20 protein-coding genes are annotated in these 22552 nt (G+C 71.8%); 11 read left to right on the top strand and 9 right to left on the bottom strand.

The annotated features are described in order from the left end of the window. Window position 1: 1 nt before the first annotated feature. The 4 genes from ACLQ23_RS13910 to ACLQ23_RS13895 all read left to right on the top strand — a co-directional run bounded on the left by ACLQ23_RS13910 (window position 2) and on the right by ACLQ23_RS13895 (window position 5065). Window positions 2-2176, top strand: coding sequence for a putative bifunctional diguanylate cyclase/phosphodiesterase (locus ACLQ23_RS13910; protein WP_355597889.1), 2175 nt, complete (start codon window positions 2-4; stop codon window positions 2174-2176). Further along, complete coding sequence (locus ACLQ23_RS13905; RefSeq protein WP_355597887.1) at window positions 2173-2673, top strand: DUF456 domain-containing protein; 501 nt, start codon at window positions 2173-2175, stop codon at window positions 2671-2673. Before ACLQ23_RS13910 ends, ACLQ23_RS13905 begins: the two co-directional genes overlap by 4 nt. Before the next feature lie 96 nt (window positions 2674-2769). After that, a complete protein-coding gene (locus ACLQ23_RS13900) occupies window positions 2770-4362 on the top strand; it encodes an amino acid permease (protein WP_355597885.1) in 1593 nt (530 codons plus the stop codon). 52 nt (window positions 4363-4414) lie between these two features. Next, entirely contained in the window at window positions 4415-5065 is a 651-nt protein-coding gene (locus ACLQ23_RS13895) for an alpha/beta fold hydrolase (RefSeq protein ID WP_355597883.1), read from the top strand. Here the strand turns inward: ACLQ23_RS13895 and ACLQ23_RS13890 are convergent. Beyond that, entirely contained in the window at window positions 5060-5692 is a 633-nt protein-coding gene (locus ACLQ23_RS13890; RefSeq protein ID WP_355628493.1) for a hypothetical protein, read from the bottom strand. The two genes, ACLQ23_RS13895 and ACLQ23_RS13890, sit on opposite strands and share 6 nt — an antisense overlap. A gap of 151 nt (window positions 5693-5843) precedes the next feature. On the opposite strand from ACLQ23_RS13890, the gene ACLQ23_RS13885 reads away from it, so the two are divergent. From ACLQ23_RS13885 to ACLQ23_RS13865, 5 genes are all read left to right on the top strand, one after another. Continuing rightward, complete coding sequence (locus ACLQ23_RS13885; protein WP_355597879.1) at window positions 5844-7208, top strand: glutamine synthetase family protein; 1365 nt, start codon at window positions 5844-5846, stop codon at window positions 7206-7208. Between the two features lie 137 nt (window positions 7209-7345). After that, window positions 7346-8701, top strand: coding sequence for an aldehyde dehydrogenase family protein (locus ACLQ23_RS13880; protein WP_355597877.1), 1356 nt, complete (start codon window positions 7346-7348; stop codon window positions 8699-8701). A 5-nt stretch (window positions 8702-8706) separates the two neighbouring features. Next, entirely contained in the window at window positions 8707-9474 is a 768-nt protein-coding gene (locus ACLQ23_RS13875; protein WP_355597875.1) for a 3-oxoacyl-ACP reductase, read from the top strand. 67 nt (window positions 9475-9541) lie between these two features. Beyond that, window positions 9542-10093 carry a pyridoxamine 5'-phosphate oxidase family protein gene (locus ACLQ23_RS13870; RefSeq protein WP_355597873.1) on the top strand — a complete coding sequence of 184 codons (552 nt, stop codon included), beginning with the start codon at window positions 9542-9544 and terminating at the stop codon, window positions 10091-10093. Between the two features lie 190 nt (window positions 10094-10283). After that, window positions 10284-13940, top strand: a complete 3657-nt coding sequence (locus ACLQ23_RS13865) for a SpoIIE family protein phosphatase (protein WP_355628496.1) — start codon at window positions 10284-10286, stop codon at window positions 13938-13940. A gap of 7 nt (window positions 13941-13947) precedes the next feature. Here ACLQ23_RS13865 and ACLQ23_RS13860 read toward each other — a convergent pair whose 3' ends face one another. Beyond that, window positions 13948-14262, bottom strand: a complete 315-nt coding sequence (locus ACLQ23_RS13860) for an STAS domain-containing protein (RefSeq protein ID WP_355597869.1) — start codon at window positions 14260-14262, stop codon at window positions 13948-13950. Between the two features lie 94 nt (window positions 14263-14356). Between ACLQ23_RS13860 and map the strand changes: the two genes are divergently transcribed. Both map and ACLQ23_RS13850 read left to right on the top strand, forming a co-directional pair. Then, on the top strand, window positions 14357-15214 hold the full coding sequence (gene map / locus ACLQ23_RS13855; protein WP_355628499.1) for a type I methionyl aminopeptidase: 858 nt from the start codon (window positions 14357-14359) through the stop codon (window positions 15212-15214). Then, window positions 15211-15924, top strand: coding sequence for a VIT1/CCC1 transporter family protein (locus tag ACLQ23_RS13850; RefSeq protein ID WP_355597865.1), 714 nt, complete (start codon window positions 15211-15213; stop codon window positions 15922-15924). The genes map and ACLQ23_RS13850 overlap by 4 nt, the downstream gene beginning before the upstream one ends. Window positions 15925-15930: 6 nt before the next feature. Here the strand turns inward: ACLQ23_RS13850 and ACLQ23_RS13845 are convergent, their stop codons facing one another. From ACLQ23_RS13845 to ACLQ23_RS13815, 7 genes are all read right to left on the bottom strand, one after another. Continuing rightward, complete coding sequence (locus ACLQ23_RS13845; RefSeq protein ID WP_355628502.1) at window positions 15931-16653, bottom strand: nucleotidyltransferase domain-containing protein; 723 nt, start codon at window positions 16651-16653, stop codon at window positions 15931-15933. 98 nt (window positions 16654-16751) lie between these two features. After that, entirely contained in the window at window positions 16752-17252 is a 501-nt protein-coding gene (locus tag ACLQ23_RS13840) for a nitroreductase family deazaflavin-dependent oxidoreductase (protein ID WP_355597861.1), read from the bottom strand. A gap of 85 nt (window positions 17253-17337) precedes the next feature. Next, window positions 17338-20052 (bottom strand): FtsX-like permease family protein, encoded by a 2715-nt coding sequence (locus ACLQ23_RS13835; RefSeq protein ID WP_425880711.1) that lies wholly within the window; start codon window positions 20050-20052, stop codon window positions 17338-17340. Between the two features lie 59 nt (window positions 20053-20111). Next, window positions 20112-20870, bottom strand: a complete 759-nt coding sequence (locus tag ACLQ23_RS13830) for an ABC transporter ATP-binding protein (RefSeq protein ID WP_425735605.1) — start codon at window positions 20868-20870, stop codon at window positions 20112-20114. Then, the gene (locus tag ACLQ23_RS13825; protein ID WP_355628508.1) at window positions 20843-21445 is read right to left on the bottom strand and encodes a PadR family transcriptional regulator; all 603 of its coding nucleotides are present in this window, start codon (window positions 21443-21445) and stop codon (window positions 20843-20845) included. Before ACLQ23_RS13825 ends, ACLQ23_RS13830 begins: the two co-directional genes overlap by 28 nt. Before the next feature lie 53 nt (window positions 21446-21498). Further along, entirely contained in the window at window positions 21499-21936 is a 438-nt protein-coding gene (locus ACLQ23_RS13820; RefSeq protein WP_355628511.1) for a ferritin-like domain-containing protein, read from the bottom strand. After that, on the bottom strand, window positions 21933-22460 hold the full coding sequence (locus ACLQ23_RS13815; protein WP_355628513.1) for a hypothetical protein: 528 nt from the start codon (window positions 22458-22460) through the stop codon (window positions 21933-21935). The genes ACLQ23_RS13820 and ACLQ23_RS13815 overlap by 4 nt, the downstream gene beginning before the upstream one ends. Window positions 22461-22552: the final 92 nt, after the last annotated feature.

The following is a 22552-nucleotide window of genomic DNA, read 5'->3' as shown; positions in this document are numbered from 1 at the left end:
CGTGGCCGCCGTCCCGGACCCCACCGGGGTCGACGTCGGCCGGGCCGACGCCCAGGGGTACGCCGCCGACTGGGCCCGCGCGGTACGCCGCCTCGGTTTCGTGCCGCTCAGCGCGGCCGAGACCGAGCGGCTGCTGCTCGTACACACAGTGCGGCTGGCCCAGGCCGTGCAGGCCGAGCCGTTCTCGGTCCGTCCCGCCGAGGAGGTCGGGCGGGCGCTGGTGGAGGCCCACCTGACCGAGCCCCGGGCGCTGGAGTGGTCACTCACCGCCCTCGGTGACGACTTTCCCCGTCGGGTGTTGGCGGCCGACGACCGACCGGCCGACCTGAGGCGGAGGATCGCCGCGGTGCAGGGCGGGGTGGCCGCCGGGTTCGCCCGCGCGTTGCGCGACCGCACGTTCACCCAGCAGGAGCGGATCGCCCGGTCGGCGTGGCAGGCACGCGACGAGGTCGAGCAGGCGCTTCGCGACAGCGAGGCGCGGTTCCGTGCGGTCTTCACCGGCGCGGTCATCGGCATCGGCATCGCCGGGGTCGACGGTCAGATCCTCGACGTCAACCAGGCGTTCGCCGACATGCTCGGCTACTCCATCGAGGAGTTGTGCCAGACCAACGTGGCGTCGCTGGCCTACGCCGACGACGCAGCCGGCATGTGGGAGATCTACAAGGAGCTGATCGAGGGAAAGCGCGACTCGGCGCGGGTCGAGAAGCGCTACTACCGCAAGGACGGCAGCGTCGTCTGGACGGACCTTGCCGTCTCGTTGATCCGCTACGACGACGGTCGTCCCCGCTTCACCGTCGCCATGGTCGAGGACATCACCGAGCGGTACGAACTCCAGCAGCGGCTGCGTTTCCAGGCGTTGCACGACCCGCTGACCGGCCTGCCCAACCGGACGTTGTTCTTCGAGACGCTGGGTCGGGTCCTCGACACCGCGCGGCCCCGTCAGCGGGTCGGTGTGTGTTTCCTCGACCTGGACGGCTTCAAGGCGATCAACGACAGCCTCGGCCACGACCTCGGTGACCGGCTGCTTGTGGTGATCGGCCGGCGGCTGGCCGAGTGCGTGGCCGACCGCGGTCACCTCGTGGCCCGGATGGGCGGCGACGAGTTCGTCATCCTTGTCGACGGCGGGGACGGCAACGGCGACGCCGACGCGGTGGCCGTGGCGGAGGCGGCGCTTGTCGCCGTCGCCGCCCCGGTGCACGTCGGCGACCAGCAGTTGGCGGTCTCCGCCAGCGTGGGCATCGTCGAGTGCCCGGCCGCGGAGACCACCGCCTCGGAGCTGATGAAGGCCGCCGACACCACGCTCTACTGGGCCAAGGCCGCAGGCCGGGGCCGCTGGGCGGTGTACGACCCCGAGCGCAGCGCCCGCGACATCGCCCGGTCGGCACTTGTCGCAGGGCTGCCGGCGGCACTCGACAGGGGCGAGTTCGTGGTGCACTACCAGCCGATCGTGGCGCTGCTGGAGGGCACCATGCTCGCGGTGGAGGCGCTTGTCCGCTGGGAGCACCCGGAGCTGGGCCTGATCGGCCCGGACCGGTTCATCGGCCTGGCCGAGGAGACCGGCCTGATCGTCTCGCTCGGCGAGTGGGTGCTGCGGCGGGCCTGCCACGACGCCGAGCGGTGGCGGCGGGAATTCCCCGAGGCCCAGCTTGTGGTGAGCGTCAACCTGGCCGCCCGGCAGGCCGACGACCCGGCGATCGTCTCGACGGTGGCGGACGCGCTTGCCACCAGCGGACTGCCGGCCGAGCTGCTCCAGCTGGAGTTGACCGAGAGCGCGGTGATGGGCAGCGCCGGAGAGCCGCTGCGCAGCCTGCACCAGCTCGCGGCGCTCGGCGTCCGGCTGGCCGTGGACGATTTCGGCACCGGCTACTCCAACCTTGCGTACCTGCGCCGGCTGCCGATCCACTGTCTGAAACTGGCCGGCCCGTTCGTCGAGGGCATCCGCGCCGACGGGACGGACGTCGCGGCCGACCATCGGGACGAGCGGATCGTCGACGCGCTCGTCCGGCTCGCGCACGCCCTGGAGCTGTGGGTGACCGCCGAGGCGGTGGAAACCGCGGTGCAGGCCGAACGGCTGCGGGCGCTGCGCTGCGACACAGGTCAGGGGCGATACTTCGGCGCACCAGCGCCGGCCGACTCGATCACCGCGCGGCTGCGCGCCCGGGAGGTGACGCGGTGAGCGTGACGGACGCCTCCGCAGCGGTCACTGTGCTCGCAGGGTTGGCCATTCTGGCCGGGTTGGCGGGCGTTGTGGTGCCCGGCCTGCCGGCGTTGCCGCTGTGCTGGGGCGGCGTGCTGGTCTGGGCGATCTTCGGGGGCGCCGGCCCGGGTGGCTGGGCGGTGTTCGCCGCCGCGACGCTCGTCGCCGTCACTGGCACCGTGGTCAAGTACGCCTGGCCGGGGCGGAACCTCAAACGCACCGGTGTGCCCACGATGACGCTGCTCGCGGGCGGGCTGCTCGGGATCATCGGGTTCTTCGTGGTGCCGATCGTGGGCCTGGTGCTCGGGTTCGTCGGCGGGGTGTGGGCCGCCGAGCGGCTGCGTCTCGGTGACTCGCGGCTGGCCTGGCCGTCCACGAAACAGGCGGTCAAGGCCGCCGGCCTGTCCATGCTCGTCGAGTTCGCCGCCTGCACTGTCGTCGCCGCGCTATGGCTGGCCGGCCTCCTGGTGACCTGACCCTTGGGGGAAACGCCGGCATCGTATTGACCACAGTTGATCGGCGGGATGACACTTTGCCCACTCGCACGCGGAACCACCTCAGGGAGGTGTGCAGTGGCCACGACGCCCGTGCCGACCGCCGAGCAACCGATGGACGAGGATGCCCGCCGGCTCGCCGAACTCGGCTACAAACAGGAGTTGCGCCGCAAGTGGAGCGGCTTCTCCAACTTCGCCATCTCGTTCTCCATCATCTCGATCCTGGCCGGCTGCTTCACCACGTTCGGCCAGGCGTGGAACAACGGCGGGCCGGTGGCCATCTCCTGGGGCTGGCCGCTGATCTCCCTGTTCATCCTGATCATCGGCTTCTGCATGGCCGAGCTGGTGTCCGCGTACCCGACGGCCGGCGGCATCTACTGGTGGGCGGCCACAATGGGTCGTCCGGTGCACGGCTGGTTCACCGGCTGGCTGAACCTCATCGGGCTTGTCGCGGTCACCGCCTCGGTCGACTACGGCTGCGCGACGTTTCTCAACCTCACCCTGTCGGCGCTCTTCGACGGTTGGGCCGGCACGCTGCGCCAGGCGTTCATCCTCTTCGTGATCATCCTGGCGCTGCACGGGCTGATCAACGTCTTCGGGCACCGGATCATCGACGTACTCCAGAATGTCTCGGTCTGGTGGCACGTTGCCGGCGCGGCCGCCGTGGTGGCCATCCTGGTCTTCGTTCCGGACAACCACCAGAGCTTCCAGTTCGTGTTCACCGAGCGGTTCAACAACTCAGGCTTCGGTGACGGGGACGTCGGCGGGCTGACGTTCTGGTTCTACGTGCTGCCGTTGGGTTTCCTGCTCACGCAGTACACGATCACCGGCTTCGACGCCTGCGCGCACGTCTCGGAGGAGACCCGCGGCGCCTCGCAGGCCGCCGCGCGAGGGCTCTGGCAGTCGATCTTCTATTCGGCCATCGGTGGTTGGATCCTGCTGCTGGCGTTCCTCTTCGCGGCCACCGACGTGGAGGCGGTGAACGCGGCCGGCGGCTTCTCCGGCGCCATCTTCGAATCCGCCCTGACCCCGGTGTTCTTCAAGATCGTCATCATCATCTCCACGATCGGGCAGTTCTTCTGCGGCATGAGCTGCGTGACATCGATGAGCCGCATGACGTACGCGTTCAGCCGTGACCGGGCCGTGCCCGGCTGGCGGCTGTGGTCCAAGGTGGACCGCAACGGCACCCCGGCCAACGCGATCATCGGCGCCACACTTGCCGGGCTGGTGCTCACCCTCCCCGCGCTCTACGAGAGCCCCGCCGGCATTCCGATCGCCTTCTACGCCGTGGTGTCCGTCGCGGTGCTCGGGCTCTACCTGTCCTTCCTCATCCCGATCGCGCTGCGCCTGCGGATGGGGGACCGTTTCACCCCCGGCCCGTGGACGCTGGGGCGGAAGTACAAGGTGCTCGGCTGGATCGCTGTCATCGAGATCGCTGTCATCGCCGTCTACTTCGTGCTGCCGATCGTGCCCGCCGGGGTGCCCGGCAACGACGACTTCGCCTGGTCCGCGGTGAACTACGCGCCGCTGGCCGTGGGCGGGGTACTGCTGCTCGTCGCCGTCTGGTGGTACGCCTCGGCCCGGAAGTGGTTCACCGGCCCCGTGCGTACCGTCGAGGCGTCGCCCTCGCCGACGCGGGAGCAGCCCACTGTCGGTACCGAGGGCGGCTGACGGGTCGTCGGCCGGGCGGGGGTTGTCATACCCGTGTGCGAGTCTGCGGCACATGGCGACTTTCGTGCTCATCCACGGCGGCGGTGGCAGTGCGTGGGACTGGCATCTGGTGGTCCCCGAGTTGGTCGATCGGGGGCACGACGTGGTGGTGCCGGAGCTTCCGATCGACGACAGTTCGGCCGGGTTCGCCGAGTTCGTCGACACGGTCGTGGACGCGGTCGGTGACCGTGGCGACCTCGTGGTCGTGGGCCAGTCGTACGGGGGGTTCACCGCGCCGCTGATCGCCGCCCGGCTGCCGGTGCGACTGCTGGTCCTGCTCACCCCGATGATCCCGCGTCCCGGTGAGCGGCCCGGCGACTGGTGGGACAACACCGGTTACCGCAGCCCGCAAGGGCTCAGCGAGGAGGAGCAGTTCTACAGCGGGGTGCCGGCCGAGGTCGTCGCGGCGGCCCCGGCGCACGTCCGCGAGCAGGTAAGCGCGGAGTGGAACGAGCCGTGGCCGCTGGACGCCTGGCCGGCCGTGCCGACGAAGGTGCTCATCGCCCGCGAGGACAGGTTCTTCCCGGCGGCCTTCCTACGCAAGGTGGCCGCCGATCGTCTCGGCGTCGTCCCGGACGAGGTCGACGGTTGTCACGCCGTGGCGCTCAGCCACCCACGGCAGCTCGCCGACCGACTGACCGACTATCTGACCGGCGGGTCATGAGCTTGGAGTAGCCGCGGCGGGGGTCGCGAACCGGCGGCCCCCGTGTGAGGCGATCAGGGCGTCGGCCACGGTCGCGGCGTCCGCCGCGGCGACGTCGGCGGGGTATTCCGGCAGGAGGTCGTCCCAGACGGGCAGCCAGGAGCCGAAGAGCTGGGCCTGGCCCTCGGGTCGGGCGAAGAACCAGATGTGCAGGTGGGCCGCGCCGTCGCCGAAGCGGTAGACGTGCGCGCGGGAGATGTACGGCAGTGCCTGCACGTGGCGGGCGATGCGGGTGGTCAGCAGGCCCAGTTCGGCGGCGAGCTCGTCGGGGAGGTCGGTGAGGTCGTGATGGTCGCGCGGCCACAGCATCAGCACCAGCGGCACGCCCACGCCCGCGACCTGGGCCAGCCGCCAGTGGTCGTTGAACCAGATGCCCTCGTCGCGTTCCCGGCACGGCTGGCAGTCCGCCGGGTCCTCGCCGTGCCGAGCGGGCTCGGGCAGGACCGGTGGGCGCAGCGGCGCGACCCGCAGAGTGTCCTCTTCGAACGGGCTGATGTCCCACCCCGTCATACGCGCCAGGGGAAGCCGCCGCTCGTCGTCGGCAACGGCCAGCGCATGGTCGTGAAACTGATCCGGACTCAAGGCCATGGCGTGCAGGCTAGTACGACCAAGATCCTTTCGTTGCCCGCGAAGCGGGTCCCTCTCGAACGAAGCGACTACCGCGTTTGCCGGGGTGCCGGCCGGGGGCATTGACGGTGGTCCGGTTTGCCAGTAGACCTTGGTGATGGAGGGCCCGCCAATGAGGAAAGCTCCGCTCACGCTGGAACAACTGCGGGTCGCCGTCGCCGAGGGTGAAATCGACACCGTGGTGCTGGCCCTTGTCGACATGCAGGGCCGGTTGCAGGGCAAACGCTTCCACGCGCCCTACTTCCTCGACCAGGTGGTGGAGGGTGGCAGCGAGGGCTGCAACTATCTGCTCGCAGTCGACGTCGACATGAACACCGTCGACGGGTACGCGATGTCGAGCTGGGAGCGTGGTTACGGCGACTTCGCAATGGTGCCGGACTTCGCGACCCTGCGCCGGACGCCCTGGCAGCCCGGCTCCGCGCTGCTGCTCGCCGACCTGGCCTGGCTGGACGGCTCCGGCGACGTGGTCGCCTCACCTCGGCAGATCCTGCGCCGGCAACTGGCCCGGCTGGCCGAGCACGGGCTGACCGCGTACGCCGGCACCGAGCTGGAGTTCGTGCTGTTCCGCGACTCGTACGAGGAGGCGTGGCGGCGCGGCTACCGCGACCTCACCCCGGCGAACCAGTACAACGTGGACTACTCGCTGCTCGGCACCGCCCGGGTGGAGCCGCTGCTGCGCCGCATCCGCACCGAGATGGCCGGCGCCGGGCTGACCCCGGAGAGCGCCAAGGGCGAGTGCAACCTCGGCCAGCACGAGATCGCCTTCCGGTACGACGAGGCAGTGGCGTGCGCCGACCACCACGTGATCTACAAGAACGGGGCCAAGGAGATCGCCGCCCAGGAGGGCATGTCGATCACCTTCATGGCCAAGCCGAACGAGCGGGAGGGCAACTCCTGCCACATCCACTTCTCGCTGCGGGACTCCGGCGGCTCGTCGGCGATGCTCGGCGACGGGCCTGCCCACCTGTCGCAGACCGGTCAGCGGGTGCTCGCCGGGCTGCTCGCCACGATGCGGGAGTTCAGTCTGCTCTTCGCCCCGAACATCAACTCCTACAAGCGGTACCAGCCTGGGTCGTTCGCCCCGACGGCGCTGCGCTGGGGGGTGGACAACCGCACCTGCGCGCTGCGGGTGGTGGGGCACGGCCAGGGGATGCGTGTGGAGAACCGGGTACCCGGCGCCGACGTCAACCCGTACCTCGCGATCGCCGGCCTTGTCGCCGGCGCCCTGCACGGCATCGAGCGCGAGCTGGAGTTGGGCGAGGAGTGCACCGGCAACGCGTACGACGACCCCGAGGCCGAGCGGGTTCCGGGCACTCTCCGTGACGCCCTGACCCTCTGGGAGAACTCCCAGGTGGCCCGCGAGGCGTTCGGCGAAGAGGTGGTGGCCCACTACGCCAACCAGGCGAGAGTGGAGATCGCGGCGTACGACGCAGCGGTAACAGACTGGGAGCTAACCCGTGGCTTCGAACGCCTCTAACCCGCCCCCCGCCCGCGTCGATCATGGAGTTGTGGTGGGCAGAATGCGATCGAATGTGGCTTTCGCGAGGCACCACAACTCCATGATCGACGCGGCAGGGTGGGTGGGGGCGGCAGGGTGAAGGGCGGGGTAGGGGTATGGCGTTGATTGTTGATCCGGCTTCTGGGGCGGGGATTCGGGACGTTGTCGGGGCGACACTCGCCGAGGTTGACTCCGCTGTTTCTCGGGCTGCTTCTGCTTTTGAGTCCTGGCGGGCTGTCGGGGCGGGGGATCGGGGGCGGTTGCTGCGGCGGTTCGCCTCCGTCGTCGACGCGCACCTCGACGAGCTGGCCGCGCTGGAGGTCCGCAACTCCGGGCACACCATCGGCAACGCCCGCTGGGAGGCCGGAAACGTCCGCGACGTGCTGGACTACTACGCCGGCGCGCCGGAGCGGTTGACCGGGCGGCAGATCCCGGCGCCGGGCGGGTGGGACGTCACATTCCACGAACCTCTCGGCGTCGTCGGGGTGATCGTGCCGTGGAACTTCCCGATGCCGATCGCCGCCTGGGGTTTCGTTCCGGCCCTTGCCGCCGGCAACACTGTGGTGCTCAAGCCCGCCGAGCTGACCCCGCTCACCGCGCTGCGGCTTGCCGAACTGGCCCGCGAGGCCGGCCTGCCCGACGACGTGTTCACCGTCATCCCCGGCGAGGGCTCGGTGGTGGGGGAGCGGTTCGTCACCCACCCGGCCGTCCGCAAGATCTGCTTCACCGGCTCCACCGAGGTCGGCACCCGGATCATGGCCGGCTGCGCCGCGCAGGTGAAGCGACTCACGCTGGAGTTGGGTGGCAAGAGCGCCAACATCGTGTTCGCCGACGCCGACCTGGAACGCGCCGCCGCGACCGCGCCGGGCGCGGTCTTCGACAACGCCGGCCAGGACTGCTGCGCACGGTCGCGGATCCTGGTCCAACGCCAGGTGTACGACCGCTTCCTCGAACTGCTCGAACCGGCGGTACGCGCGGTGCGGGTGGAGGACCCGTCCCGGGACACCGCCGAGATGGGTCCGCTGATCTCCGCCGCGCAGCGGGACCGGGTGGCCGGCTACCTGACCGGGGCGACAGTCGCGTTCACCGGGTCCTGCCCGGACGGCCCCGGCTTCTGGCACGCGCCGACAGTGCTGCTGGCCGACTCGCCCGCCGACCGGCACTGGCGGGAGGAGATCTTCGGGCCGGTGGTCTCGGTCCTCCCGTTCGACGACGAGGCTGACGCGATCCGGCTCGCCAACGACACCGAGTACGGCCTGTCCGGCTCGATCTGGACCCGGGACGTCGGTCGGGCGTTGCGCATGGCCCGCGCCGTCGACTCGGGCAACCTCAGCGTCAACTCGCACTCCTCGGTGCGGTACTGGACTCCGTTCGGTGGGATGAAGCGCTCCGGGCTGGGCCGCGAGTTGGGTCCGGACGCGTTGCACGCCTTCACCGACGTCAAGAACGTGTTCATCGCGACAGAGGAGTGACGCCAGTGCAGGGTCGGTTGCAGGACCGGGTGGCAGTGGTCACCGGAGCGGGCAGCGGGATCGGGTTGGCCACCGTGCGGCGGTTCGCCGCCGAGGGTGCCCGGGTCGTCTGCGTGGACATCGACGAGGCGGCCGGCGAGCGGGCCGCGCAGGAGTGCGGCGGCGAATTCGTGGCCGCCGACGTCGCCGACGAGACGGCGGTACGTGACCTCTTCGACGGTGTCGCCGAGCGGCACGGAAGCGTCGACATCGCGTTCAACAACGCCGGCATCTCCCCGCCGGAGGACGACTCGATCCTGGACACCGGGCTCGACGCGTGGGAACGGGTGCTGCGAGTCAACACCACGAGCGTCTACCTGTGCTGCAAGTACGCGATCCCGCACATGCGTCGGCAGGGCAAGGGCTCGATCATCAACACCGCCTCGTTCGTGGCGCTGATGGGCGCGGCGACGTCGCAGATCGCGTACACCGCGAGCAAGGGCGGCGTGCTGGCGATGACCCGGGAGTTGGGCGTGCAGTTCGCGCGGGAGGGCATCCGGGTCAACGCGCTCTGCCCCGGCCCGGTGGCGACCCCGCTGCTGCTGGAACTCTTCGCCGCCGACCCGGAGCGGGCAGCACGCCGGCTGGTGCACGTGCCAATGGGCCGGTTCGGGGCGCCGGAGGAGATCGCCGCCGCTGTGGCGTTCCTGGCCAGCGACGACGCCTCGTTCATGACAGCCGCGCAGTTCGTGGTGGACGGCGGCATCACCGGCGCGTACGTCACTCCGCTGTGAGGCGGCGCCTGCCGGTGTGACATACGTCGCCCCCGTGCGGCGACTCGGCCGGTGGGAGGATCAGCCAATGGGCAAGGTGTATTCGGAGATCGACGGTCGCCTGCGTGACTTCATCGCGGCCCAGCCGGTCTTCTTCGTGGCCACCGCGCCGTCCGGTACGGAGGGGCACGTCAACGTCTCGCCGAAAGGCATGCGTGGCACCTTCGTGATCCTCGGCCCGCACCGGGTGGCCTACCTCGACTACCACGGCAGCGGTGCCGAGACCATCGCCCACCTGCGGGACAACGGCCGCATCACGCTTATGTTCTGCGCGTTCGACGGGCCACCGAAGATCGTCCGGCTGCACGGTCGGGGCAGCAGCGTCGCGGTCACCGATGCCGACTTCGCCGACCGTCTGGCCGAGTTTCCCGCCCCACCGGACGTGCACGCCGTCCGGGCCGTGATCACCGTCGACGTGCAGCGCGTCAGCGACTCCTGCGGCTATGCGGTGCCGCTGATGGACTTCCGCGCCGAACGCGACCTGTTGCTTACCTCACACTCGCGGCGTACGACCGACGACCTGGTGACGTACCGGGCCACGAAGAACGCCGCAAGCATCGACGGATTGCCCGTTTTCTGAGTCGTCGGGCCACTTCCGTGCCGCCGGCCCGGCTCATGCCCGACCCGCACTGTCGGGTGTCCGACGGGCAGAGCGCAGCCAAACAGCGTCCACGGTTCGCCATGCGTTACGTTGCTGATCCTGCTGGGTACAAGTCGAGGCACGGTGCGGAAGATCAACGGCTGCGGGCACGGCCGGAGCAGGGGGCTGCATGAGCTCGGCGCAGGGGGGCGCGGACACGGGGCATTCCGTCACGGACGGCAATGAGATCCCCCTGCTGCTGGCTGCCGCGTTCGCCAACGGCGGCGAGTTGGGTGAGCGGCTGCGCGCCTTCGACTGGTCCACGGCGCCGCTGGGCTCGCCATCGGACTGGCCGACGGCGCTCTCCAGCGCCATCAGCATGATGCTGGCCTCCAGCGCGCAGATCGTCATGTTCTGGGGTGAGGACCAGCTCGCCTTCTACAACGACGCCTACCGGCCGACGATCGGCAGCAAGCACCCGGACGTGCTCGGCCAGCCGGCCCGACAGAACTGGGCGGAGACCTGGGAGGTGCTCGGCCCGCTGCTGGACGGTGTTCGACGTACCGGACGCTCCTACCGTGGCGAGAACCACCCGTTCCTGCTGGACCGGCACGGCTACGTCGAGCAGACCTACTTCGACGTCGCGTACGACCCGATCCGAGGTGCCGACGGTTCGGTCAGCGGCGTCTACTGCATCGTCAACGAGACCACCGGGCGGGTGCTGGGCGAACGTCGACTGCGGGCGCTGGCGGAGCTGGGCGCCGAGCTGGCCGACGTCGGCAGCGCGGCCGAGCTGGGCCGGACCGCCGCCGACGTGCTCGGTCGGCACCGGGCCGACGTGCCGTTCGCGTTGATCTACCAGGCCGACTCCACCGGCCGGTTCGTCCTGAGCGGCGCCACCGGCACCGACCCGGCCACGGTGGGCCTCACCGCTGACGCGTTCGCCCAACTGGTCGCCGACGGACCGACCACTGTCCGGGTGGCCGACCTGCTCGGCCAACTGCCCGCCGACGTGGCCGACGTCGCCCACGTCCTGCCGGTCACGGCGACGAACGAGACGGTCGGCGCGCTTGTCGTCGGCGTGAACCGTCGGCTGCCGCTCAGCGACGAGTACCGCGACTTCCTCGACCTGGTGGCCGCGCAGATCTCCCGGGCGGTGGGCATCCAGCGGGCGTACGAGCAGGAGCGGGCCCGTGCCGCCGAACTGGCCGCACTGGACCGGGCGAAGAGCAACTTCTTCGCCAACGTCAGCCACGAGTTCCGGACCCCGCTGACACTGGTGCTCGGCCCGCTTGAGGACATGCTTGCCGACCCGAGCATGCCCGCCACCTACACCGACCGACTCACCGTGATGCACCGCAACGCGCTGCGCCTGCTCAAGCTTGTCAACACAGTGCTGGATTTCTCCCGGCTGGAATCCGGTCGACTCGCCGCCCGCTACCAGCCCACTGACCTGGCCGGCTACACCGCGCGGCTCGCCAGCACCTTCCGCTCGGCCACCGACCGCGCCGGGCTGCGCCTGGTGGTGGACTGCCCACCGCTGTCGGCGCCGGTCTTCGTCGACCGGGACATGTGGGAGAAGATCGTCCTCAACCTGGTGTCGAACGCGTTGAAGTTCACCTTCGACGGCGAGATCCAGGTACGGGTCCGCGCTGTCGACGGCGCTGCCCGGCTCGACGTCACCGACACCGGTGTGGGCATCGTGCCGGCCGAGCTGCCGCACGTCTTCGAGCGTTTCCACCGGGTGCCCGGAGTGCGTGCCCGCACCCACGAGGGCACCGGGATCGGCCTCGCGCTGGTCCGCGAGTTGGTCGAGATGCACGGCGGCACGGTCGGGGTGACCAGCGAGGTCGACGAGGGCAGCACCTTTACGGTGACCATTCCGTTCGGGTCGGCGCACCTTCAGGCGGACCGGGTGGTCGGGTTCGCTCCGCTGCCGGCCGGCCAACCCGAGCAGGCCCGCCTCTACGTGGCGGAGACCGCGCTGTGGTCCGGCGCCGAGGCGGGTCCGGAGTTCGACAGTCAGCCTGCCTCGGGCATCCCTGCCGGCCGGATCCTCGTGGTCGACGACAACGTCGACCTGCGCGAGCACGTCACCCGGTTGCTCTCCCCGACCTGGGAGGTGGTCACCGCGAACGACGGCCTGGCGGCTCTGGAGCTGGCCCGCGAGGGTGGGTTCGACCTGGTGCTCACCGACGTGATGATGCCCCGGCTGGACGGGTTCGGGCTGGTCGGCGCGCTGCGCGCCGACGCGCGTACCCGTCACGTGCCGATCGTGCTGCTGTCCGCCCGGGCCGGGTCGGCGGAGGCGGTGGCGGGTCTCTCCGTCGGTGCCGACGACTACCTGACCAAGCCGTTCTCCGGGCAGGAGCTGATCGCCCGCGTACGGGCGAACGTCGAGTTGGGCCAGCTGCGCGGGCAGATCATCCGTCGCCTCCGGACGTTGGCCGACGCGGCGGTGGCGGTGAACACCGCCCGATCCACCGCCGACGTTCTCCAGGTCGCCGCCCGGCACGCGCTCAGCCTCGCCGAGGCCGCCCGGGTGGTGGTCACCTCGGCCGACGCCCGGTCCGAGTCGGACGCGGGTGGCGTCACGGCCACCGATCCGTCGTTCGTGGCCGAGCTGACCGGCACCGGTGGCGAGCAGCTCGGCGAGTTGCGCGTCTGGCGGGCGGCCGGTGACGACTCGCAGGCCGACGAGGCCGCGCTGAGCCAACTGGCCCGGCTGGTCGGGGTGCGGCTGGAGAACGCCCAGCTCTACGAGGCTGAGCACCACATCGCCACCACGTTGCAGCACAGCCTGCTGCCCAGGACGCTGCCCCAGATGCTGGGGGCGGTCCTGGCGAGCCGCTACCTGCCGGGCACCGCCGACGTCGAGGTCGGCGGCGACTGGTACGACGCGATCGCGCTTGAGGGCGACGAGTTGGTGCTTGTCATCGGTGACGTGGTCGGCAAGGGTGTGCAGGCCGCGGCGGCGATGGGGCAGTTGCGCAACGCGCTGCGCGCGTACCTGCTGGAGGGTTACGACCCGGGTGAGTCGCTGTCCCGGCTCAACCGGCTCGTCGGGTCCACCGAGGGTCGCTCCTTCGCGACAGTGGTCTGCCTGCTGTTCAACCCGCGCACCGGCCGACTGCGGTACGCCAGCGCCGGTCACCCGTCCCCCCTGCTGATCCGAGGAGACGACGTGGCGTTCCTGCATGACCGTGCACTCGGCCCACCTGTCGGCGCGCTTCCGAACGCGACGTACCAGACGGTCGAGGGGGAGCTGGCCGCCGGTGGTCGGCTGCTGCTGTACACCGACGGGCTGATCGAGGACCGGCAGGTCGGCATCGACGCCGCGCTCGCCCAACTGCGTGCCGACGCGGGCACGCCGGGCGAGCACGTGGCGGATCTGATCGACACTGTGGTCGACCGGGTCTCCGGGCGCGCGCGGCGCGACGACGTGGCGGTGCTCGCACTGGAGGCGGCCGAGCTGAACCGGTTCGCATTGCGGTTGCCGGCCGACCCGACCCGGTTGAGCGTGCTGCGCAAGCGCCTGGAGGACTTCCTTGTCGCGCACTCCGTGGGCGAGACCGACCTGTTCGACCTGACCGTGGCTGTTTCGGAGGCCGCCGCCAACGCCATCGAGCACCCGGTCGACCCTGCCGAGTCGGTGATCAGCGTCGAGGTGGCCATCGAGGACCGGACGGTGACCGCCACGGTGCGCGACAGCGGGCAGTGGCGCGAGTCGACCGACTCCGGGTTCCGGGGGCGAGGGCTGTCGCTGATCGGCGCCCTGGGCGACCTGACCGTGCGGCGTACCGACGAGGGCACCGAGGTGACGCTGCGCCGGCAGTTGCAGCCCTGACCGGGGGTCAGGCTTGTTCGAGCCAGCCCTGGTCGCCCAGGCCGGAGATCTCCAGCACCCGGCGGACCTGCCGGGACGGCAGCACTGACAACGTGCCGGTGAACTGCTGGGCGAGCCGGACCAGGGCGTGGATGGCGGCCGAGTCGAAGAAGGTGACAGCGCGCAGGTCGAGCGTGAGCCGCTGGGCGGGCTCGCGCAGCGCGGTCTGGAGCATGGTGTCGGCGGTCGCCATGTCGACCTCGCCGGTCACCACCACATGGAAGTGATCACCGTCGATTTCTCCGCTGGCGGAGAAGACAGGCGGTGCTCCTCCTTGATCCACGCAGACACCATGGCACAGGCGACACGACGGAGCAACAACCGGTACCGCGCCGCCGTGGCGCGGGTCACCGGTGGCCCGGCGATAGGCTTGGGACATGACCGAACGTCCGCCGCTGACGCCAGGCACGCTCTCGCCGTGGCGACCGGTGCCCGCCCACATTTCCCGCCCGGAATACGTGGGCAAGAAGCAGCCGCAGGAGTGGCGCGGCTCGCACGTGCAGACACCCGAGACCATCGAGAAGATGCGGGTGGCCAGCCGGCTCGCCGCCCAGGCGACACAGCTCGCCGGCGAGCACTGCAAACCCGGCGTGACCACCGACGAGATCGACCGGGTGGTGCACGAGTTCCTCTGCGACCACGACGCGTACCCGTCGACGCTCGGCTACCGGGGCTTCCCCAAGTCCTGCTGCACGAGCATCAACGAGGTCATCTGCCACGGCATCCCGGACTCCACGGTCCTTCAGGACGGCGACATCATCAACGTCGACGTGACCGCGTACATCGGCGGGGTGCACGGTGACACCGACGCCACCTTCTGCGTGGGCGAGGTCAGCGACGAGGCCCGGCTGCTCGTCGAGCGGACCCACGAGGCGATGATGCGCGGCATCCGGGCGGTCAAGCCGGGCCGGCAGATCAACGTGGTGGGCCGGGTCATCGAGTCGTACGCCAAGCGGTTCGGCTACGGAGTGGTCCGCGACTTCACCGGCCACGGCATCGGGGAGTCCTTCCACAGCGGGCTCTACGTGCCGCACTACGACAGTCCCCGCCCCACGGACATCATGGAGCCGGGAATGACCTTCACCATCGAGCCGATGATCACGCTCGGCACCTACCAGTACGACATGTGGGACGACGGGTGGACCGTCGTGACCAAGGACCGCAAGTGGACGGCCCAGTTCGAGCACACCATCGTGGTGACCGACGACGGCCACGAAATCCTGACCCTGCCGTGACCGACACCCCTGCGGCGCTCCGCGAAGCCCACCACGCGGACGTGTCCGGCGGCTGGCTGCGGCCGGCCGTCTTCGGCGCGATGGACGGGCTGGTCACCAACATCGCCCTCATCGCCGGCGTCGGCGGCGGTGGGGTGTCGCCGCGCAGCATCGTGCTCACCGGCTCCGCCGGCCTGGTGGCGGGCGCGATCTCGATGGGGCTGGGCGAGTACACGAGCGTGCGGTCGGCAAACGAGCAGATCGCCGCCGAGGTCGCCAAGGAGCGACGGGAACTGGAACGGCACCCCGAGGCGGAGGCCCGCGAACTGGCCGACGCGTGGGTGGCCCGTGGCCTGTCCCGGGACCTGGCCACCCAGGTCGCCGAGGCGGTGCGGCGTGACCCGGAAGAGGCGCTGCGGGTGCACGTCCGAGAAGAGTTGGGCGTCGACCCCGACGACCAGCCGAGCCCGTGGGCGGCGGCGTTCTCCTCGTTCCTGTTCTTCTCCGTGGGCGCGCTGGTGCCGCTGCTGCCGTACCTGCTGGGCGCCAGCGCCCTCTGGCTGGCGCTCGCCGTGGGCGGGCTCGGGCTGTTCGCCGCCGGCGCGGTGGTGGCGCGCTTCACCCGCCGGCCCTGGTGGACAAGCGGGCTGCGGCAACTGCTGCTGGGTGCCGCGGCGGCCGGGGCTACGTATCTGATCGGTTCGCTGATCGGCGTGCAGGGCGGGCTGTGACGCCGGTCAGCCGGTGAGCAGGTCGTCGACGGTGCCGTCCACCGGTCGGCCACGGGCAGCCAGCTCGTCGGCCTGCCGGGTCAGCACCACACCCACCTCGGTCATGTCCGCGCCAGCCAGACCGGTGCGTCGCACCGCGTCACCCGGGTCACGGAAGTAGGTGCGGCTCAGCAGGCCGGTCACCGTCGCCGCGGCCAGCCGCGCCTCACCGAGCATGAGCAGCGCCTGGTCGGTCTCGTACCACTCGGCGAGCCGGGCGGCCCGGGAATGCGCCGCACTGCCCCTGTACCACGACTGCCGGGCGGCGGTGCTGAACTCGCCCGGCCGGGCGCGGGCCAGCCGGCCCAGATGCTCGTCGCGCAACGTCCGCAGCCAACCCGTCGGGTCGTGCAGCGCCTGGGTGGTCACGTACCGGTCGGCGGTCAACGGCCACAGCGGGGAGAGCTGCCGGGCCTGCCCGAGGTAGTCGTCGGCGGCGGCCACCGTCAGGTCGACAAGCACCCCGTCGACCCGCCGGGTCGCCGGCCGTGGACCGGTGCCCGGCCGGTAGGTGACCACCAGCAGTCCCACCTCGCCGTCCCCACCGCCGTCGTCGTCGCCGTGCGCCAGGGGACCGTGCACCGCGATCGCCAGCACGTCGGCGGGGAAGCGCCGTCGGATCGCCTCGGCCACCCGCTCCGCGACCGTCCACCGTTGATCGTCGCGCACCCGGGGCTGATCGTCGCTCACGCTCATCCGGCGGCCCTCGTGGGTGTCCGTACGGCTCGCCGGATCGGCTGACTGCTCGCCCTCACCGCCGCCACCTCCGACTCGAACCCGAGGTCAGCCTAGCCAGCCGACCGTGGCTCGGCCGGCGCGCCGCGCCCGGTCGGCTCCAGCCGGAAGACCCGGATCTCCCGATCGCCGGCCCGCTCGACGTACGCGCGGTACGCCGGCCACTCGGTGACCAGCAGCTGCCACAGCCGGTCCCGTTCGACGCCGGTGGCCAGCACGGCGCGCACCGGGATCCGCTGGCCCCGCACGTCCACCTCGGCGGTCGGCTCGGCGAGCAGGTTCAGCGACCAGGCGGGCTGCTGCGTCTGCCCCCAGTTGGAGCCGATCACCACGTAGGCGTCGCCGTCGGGCACGTAGAGCAGGGGGTTGCTGCGCGGCTTGCCGGAGCGGCGGCCGGTGGTGGTGATGACGAGGGACGGGATCAGGCCGAGCGCGACCACCCGCCCACGGGTGAGCCGGCCGACGATCCGGTCGGCGGGCACCAGCAGGCGGGCGGCGGCACCGAACCAGCGGTGATGGCCGACCCGACGGGTGAGTGTTCCAAGCGCAGACACGCGGACCAGTCTGCCGGCTGCCGCGCCCCGGTGGCACCTCCGGACGGCCCAGGTTTCCACAGCGGTGAATCCCACCGACCTCGGGTCAGTCCAACCGCCGCTCGATCGGCAGCCGCGCGCGGGTGAACAGGCCCGCGCCGAGCATCGCCACCAGAGGCACCAGCACCAGGACGCCGAGCACCGGCCACGGCACCACGTACGGGTACGGGGCGGGTGCCGGCCAGGCCGCCGCGTACTGGCGGTTGACCGAGAACAGCACTATCGCCGCGGTGCCCAGCCCGGCCACGATGCCGAGCACCGAACCGAGACCCGCGATGACCCCGGCCTGGCAGATCGCCAGCATCCGGCGTACCGCCGGGGCCGCGCCGACCGCCGCGAGGGTGGACAACTCGGCCCGCCCCTCGGCGGCGGCGAGCGCTGTCGCGATCCCGGCGGCGCCCACTGTGATCAAGCCGGCCGCCGCGGCGAGCAGGAGAAGCACCGGTGAGATGTCGGTGGGGGCGGCGCCGGACTCGACGCTCAGCGAAATCGGCCCGAAGGGCCGCAGGACGGCGGTGAACCGCTCCTGCTGCTGTCTGTCCGGCGGCGTCGCGGTGCCGACCACCCAACCGGCGGACGACACGCGCAGGCCGAGGCTGCGGGCCGAGGGCTCGGACAGCAGCAGGCGGGACTCGCCCACGAACGCGGGCAGCGCGTACCCGGGGAAGTCCGCGGTTATCGGCGTTCCGCCGTCCGACGGCGTCATCCGTACTGTCACCCGGCCGTCGTGCACGTAGCGCGGGTCGGTCACCACCACGCCACCGGCCCGCAGCACCCCGGCTGCGGTGGCGGTCGCCGCAGGGTCGGCGCCGGTCAACAACGGCAGGGCCGTGCCGTCATCCACCCAGGACTGCACCCAGGGGACGAAGCGCGTCGTCTCGGAGACCTGGCAACGCGGGTCGGCCCGTGCCTGCCGGCGCTGCGACGCGGACAGGACAGCATCGGGCTGCCAGGGGCAGACCTGTGTCGGCGGCAGTTGCGGTGTGACGTCGCAGTAGCCGCTGCCCGCTTCGGCGCAGGCAACCGTCTGCACTGAGGCGACGGCGTCGGTGCCCAACGTCTCCTGTGCCGCGGCGGTCACCTGGGCCAGCGTGGGCCGCCGGGTCGAGTGCTCCGGGTTGACCAGCAGGTGGCCCGTCGGCAGTATCGGCTGGTAGGTGTCCGCTTGCCGGACGCGGTCGCTGGCCAGGTACCCGCCGAGGGCCACACTGCTGGCCACGGCGGCCATCACCGCGCAGATCGCCGGTGCGGCGGCGGCCCGGTTGCGGCTGGCGTCACGCAGCGCGATCCGGGGAGCCAGTGGCAGCACCCGGCCGAGCCTCGCCAGCACGCCGATCAGCGTGGGTGTGCAACACACCAGACCGAGTTCGCCGAGGATCAGGCCGGTCAGGATCACCGCCGCCGACGTCTGGGTGGCCCCGTACGCGGCGAGCGCCGCCCCGCCGCAGGTCAACACCACCCCCAGGGCCAGCCACCGGGTCCGGGACGTCGGCGGGGTACGCCGCCCGGCGAGCCCGGCCGCGACATCCTGGCGGGCGGCCGTCCAGGCCGGCGCGACCGCGGCGAGGACCCCGGCCAGCACCGCTACCCCAGCGAGCACCAGGAGCGCCGCCGGCCAGCAGCGGTACCCGCCGAACCGGGCGCTGAAGACGTACTGCTCCATCAGCGGGCGACCCGCGAACGCGGCGGCGACCCCGAGCAGCAGCCCGACGACGGCCCCCAGCACGCCCAGCACCACACCGTCGGCGAGCACGACCCGACGCAGTTGGGCGGAGTCCCCGCCGGCCACCGCGACCAGCGCCAGGTCCCGGCGTCGTCGGCGGACACCCACCGCGAACGCCGGCCCGACCAGCAGCACCACCTCCAGCAACCCGAGGCCGGCGATCAGCACCCCGGTGCTGAGGTCGTTGGAAGCGGGGGGTCCGCCGGCCCCGCGCCCGGGGGGGGTCCCCCCGCCCGTGCGGTGGGGGTCGGGCGTCCCCACCCCCACGCCGTTGTCGTTGAGCCGGGCCACCATCGCGGCGTCGACACCGCCGGGCACATCCACAAGCCAACTGCTGTCGAGAAGTGGCTCGTTGCGAGGTACGGCCGACGGGTGCAGCGCCACCGTCGGGCCGAGGTCGTCGGGAAACTCGACCACCCCCACCACCGTGTACGCCCTCAGCCCGTCAGCGGTGGCCACCACCGCGCCCAGGCGTACGTCGAGGCGGCGCAGCGCGGTCGGGCTCACCGCCACCTCGGCGGGCTCCCGAGGTGCCCTCCCCGACCGGAACCGCACAAGCCCCCGGGCCAGCGGGTCGGTGAGGTCGAGCACCCGGGCCTGGAAGGTCTCCTCCCCCTCGGGGCCCTGCACTGTCAGCGGCATCCGGCCGCGTACCTCGGTGAACCGGCTGCCCGGACCGAGCAACGCGCTCACCTCGGCGGCCGTGGCCGGATGGCTGGACGCCTCGGCGTCGCCGTTGCGGGGATACCAGCTCTCACCCCACTCGTCCTGATCGATCGGGGTGTCGGCGAACCACCGCAGTTCCGCGTCGGCGATCCCGAGGCGCCTGTCGATCTTTTCCTGCGCGGTCAACTCGGCCATGTCGTAGCTCACCGCGAGGAAGGACAGCACCAGCACCGGCAGGGCGATCATCGCGAGCACCAGGGCGGTACGTCGGCGCGCCCGCCGCGACTCCCGCCGGGCGATCCGCAACGCCGCCCGCCAGGATCCGGCCAGCTCGGCGAAGCGCCGCCGCCCCCGTGGTACGCGCGGCGGCACCGGCTGAGCGGGCGAAGCGTCGGTGACCGGGCCGGCTGCCCGCGTCGTCCGGCGGAGGGTCAACGGTCGCTGCCGGACAGCAGTTGCTCGACGCTGCCCAGCGGGGCCGTCGTGTCGACGAGCACCCCGTCGCGCAGGAACACCACCCGGTCGGCCCAGCCGGCGTGCCGCGCCTCGTGGGTGACGAGGATGCCGGCGGCGCCCGCGTCGACCCGGCGGCGCAGCAGGTGCAGCACCGCCTCACCGGTCTGCGAGTCCAGCGCCCCCGTCGGTTCGTCGGCGAGCACCAGCCGCCGCTCGCCCACAAGCGCGCGGGCGATGGCCACCCGCTGCTGCTGGCCGCCGGAGAGCTGGTCGGGGAAACGGTCGGCAAGGGCCGGCAGCCCCACCTCGGCCAGCGCGGCCAGGGCGGCAGTACGGGCCTTGCGCCCGCCCACGCCGTCGAGTTCCAGCGGAAGCGCGACGTTCTCCAGCGCGCTCAGGCTGCCCAGCAGGTTGAGTTGCTGGAAGATGTAGCCGATCCGGCGGCGGCGCAGCTGGGCCAGCCCGCGCGGGTCCAACGCCCCGAGCTGCTGCCCCTCGACCCGTACGTCGCCGCGGGTCGGGCGGTCCAGGCCGCCCGCGAGGGCCAGCAGCGTCGACTTGCCGGAGCCGGACGGACCCATCACGGCGACCAGCTCACCCGGCCGGACGACCAGGCTGACACCGCGCAGGGCGTGCACCGCCGCCGCGCCGGTCCCGTGGGTGCGGTGGACGGCGCGCAGCTCCAGCACCGCGTCGTCCGGGTCGCTCACCGGCGCGCCCCCTCGTCGGCCCATCGTGCCGCGTCCGGCGCCCCGTCGGCGCCCGGGCCGGGCAGCGGGGGCGGCGGGCCGGTGGGCCGGTGCCGGACGAGGCTGCTCTCGCAGTGGTCCAACCAGCGCACCTCCGCCTCGGCCTGGAACACCATCGAGTCCAGCACCAGCCGCCAGGGCAGGTCCTCCGGACGGTCGCTGGCGTACTTCAACCTGGTCAACTCCTGAAGGGCCCGCATCGTGGCGCTGCGCTGGGCCTGCACCACCGAGCGGACGTCCACCCCGGGGGTGGTCAGCGCCAACGCCAGCTTGATCGCCAGTTCGTCGCGGGGGCGGTCGTTGCGGCTGATCGGGGTGGCGAACCACAGGGCCAGGTCCGCCCGGCCGGCGTCGGTGATCTCGTACGGGCGCTGCCCCGCCTCGCTCTCCGGCAGCGGGCGCACCAGTCCGTCGCGTTCCAGCCGGGACAGCGTGGTGTAGACCTGCCCGATGTTCAGCGGCCACGTCGATCCGGTCGACTCCTCGAATGCGGCGCGCAGCTGGTAGCCGTACATCTGGCCGCGTTCGAGGAGGGCGAGCAGCCCGTGACGGATGGACATGGCAACGGAGTATGCATACCTGGTATGCGCACCGCAACCGGAGCGGATTCAGTTCAGCTCGGGCGACCGGGAAATGCGACAGTCAGCGGGGCGACGCCGGCGGTCTTGCGCCACCTGGTGGCGCGTACGGCGTACTCGACGAGGGCGGCCAGCGCCTGGTCGCGGTCGGCGCCGGTGGTGGACGCCAACGCGGCCCGCCAGTGCGCCGCCGTCCGCTCCTCCACCTCGACGGCAAGCCGCAACGCGCTGGCCCGGTCGGTGACGGCGAACGGCAGCGCGTACCCGGCCCGATCCGGTGGCACGGTGCCGCCGGTGGTGCTGAGCTGCACCACGAGCGCGTCGCGCCGACGCCGATGCGACGCCTCGGCCTGCCGTGCGGCGTCGCGTGCCGCCCCGGTGAGCCGGACGCCGATGCGCCCGTAGGCGTAGATGGCCGCGTACTCGGCGGAGAGGGCGGCGGCGAGCGCCTCCCCGGGGGTCGGCTGCCTCACTTCAGTGCCTCCTGGTGGGTGGCCCGCGCGGCGGCGATGGAGCCGAGCAGCGCCGCACGGTCCGCAGGTGCTGACGCGCAGGCGGCTGTCGCGGACTGCTGGGCGGTCTTCTCCAGCGCACGCAGGGCGGCCAGCGCGCCGGCCGGCTCTGCCGCCGGGGTGCTGCTCGGCGCTGCGGCGGGCGCCGAGGGGAGCGCGACGCCGATGACCCGGGCGAGTTCGGTGGCGTGCGCGGTGTGCGTCGCGGCGATGGGGTCGAGGCGGCCGGCCAGGTCCGGATGGGCCACGGCGACCTCCCGGTGTGCCGCGGCCAGCCCCAACGACTCGTCGACCATCGGCCGCAGCGGGTCCGGTGGCGGTGCCGGCTTGTCGTCCCGATCGAAAAGATCACAGCCGGTCAGCGGGGCCACGCCGCCGCCGAGCGCCAACAGCGCTCCGGCGCGCAAGAGCTTTCGCCGGGAATGTCCGGATGAATGGTTGCGCTGTGTCGTTCTGCCGATCCCCACCGGGCAAGTCAACACCATGCGTGCCGGTCCGCGGGCCACCGGCGTCGGTGCGCCGCCCGGTCCGGCGACCGGCGGGCGCGTTACGCTCTGCGCAGCCGCCGGCGCGTCCG

The sequence above is a fragment of the Micromonospora sp. DT41 genome, assembly GCF_049841715.1.
Classification (GTDB): domain Bacteria; phylum Actinomycetota; class Actinomycetes; order Mycobacteriales; family Micromonosporaceae; genus Micromonospora; species Micromonospora profundi.
Note: the sequence above shows the minus strand (reverse complement) of the source record. Positions and strands in the feature narration are given on the sequence as shown.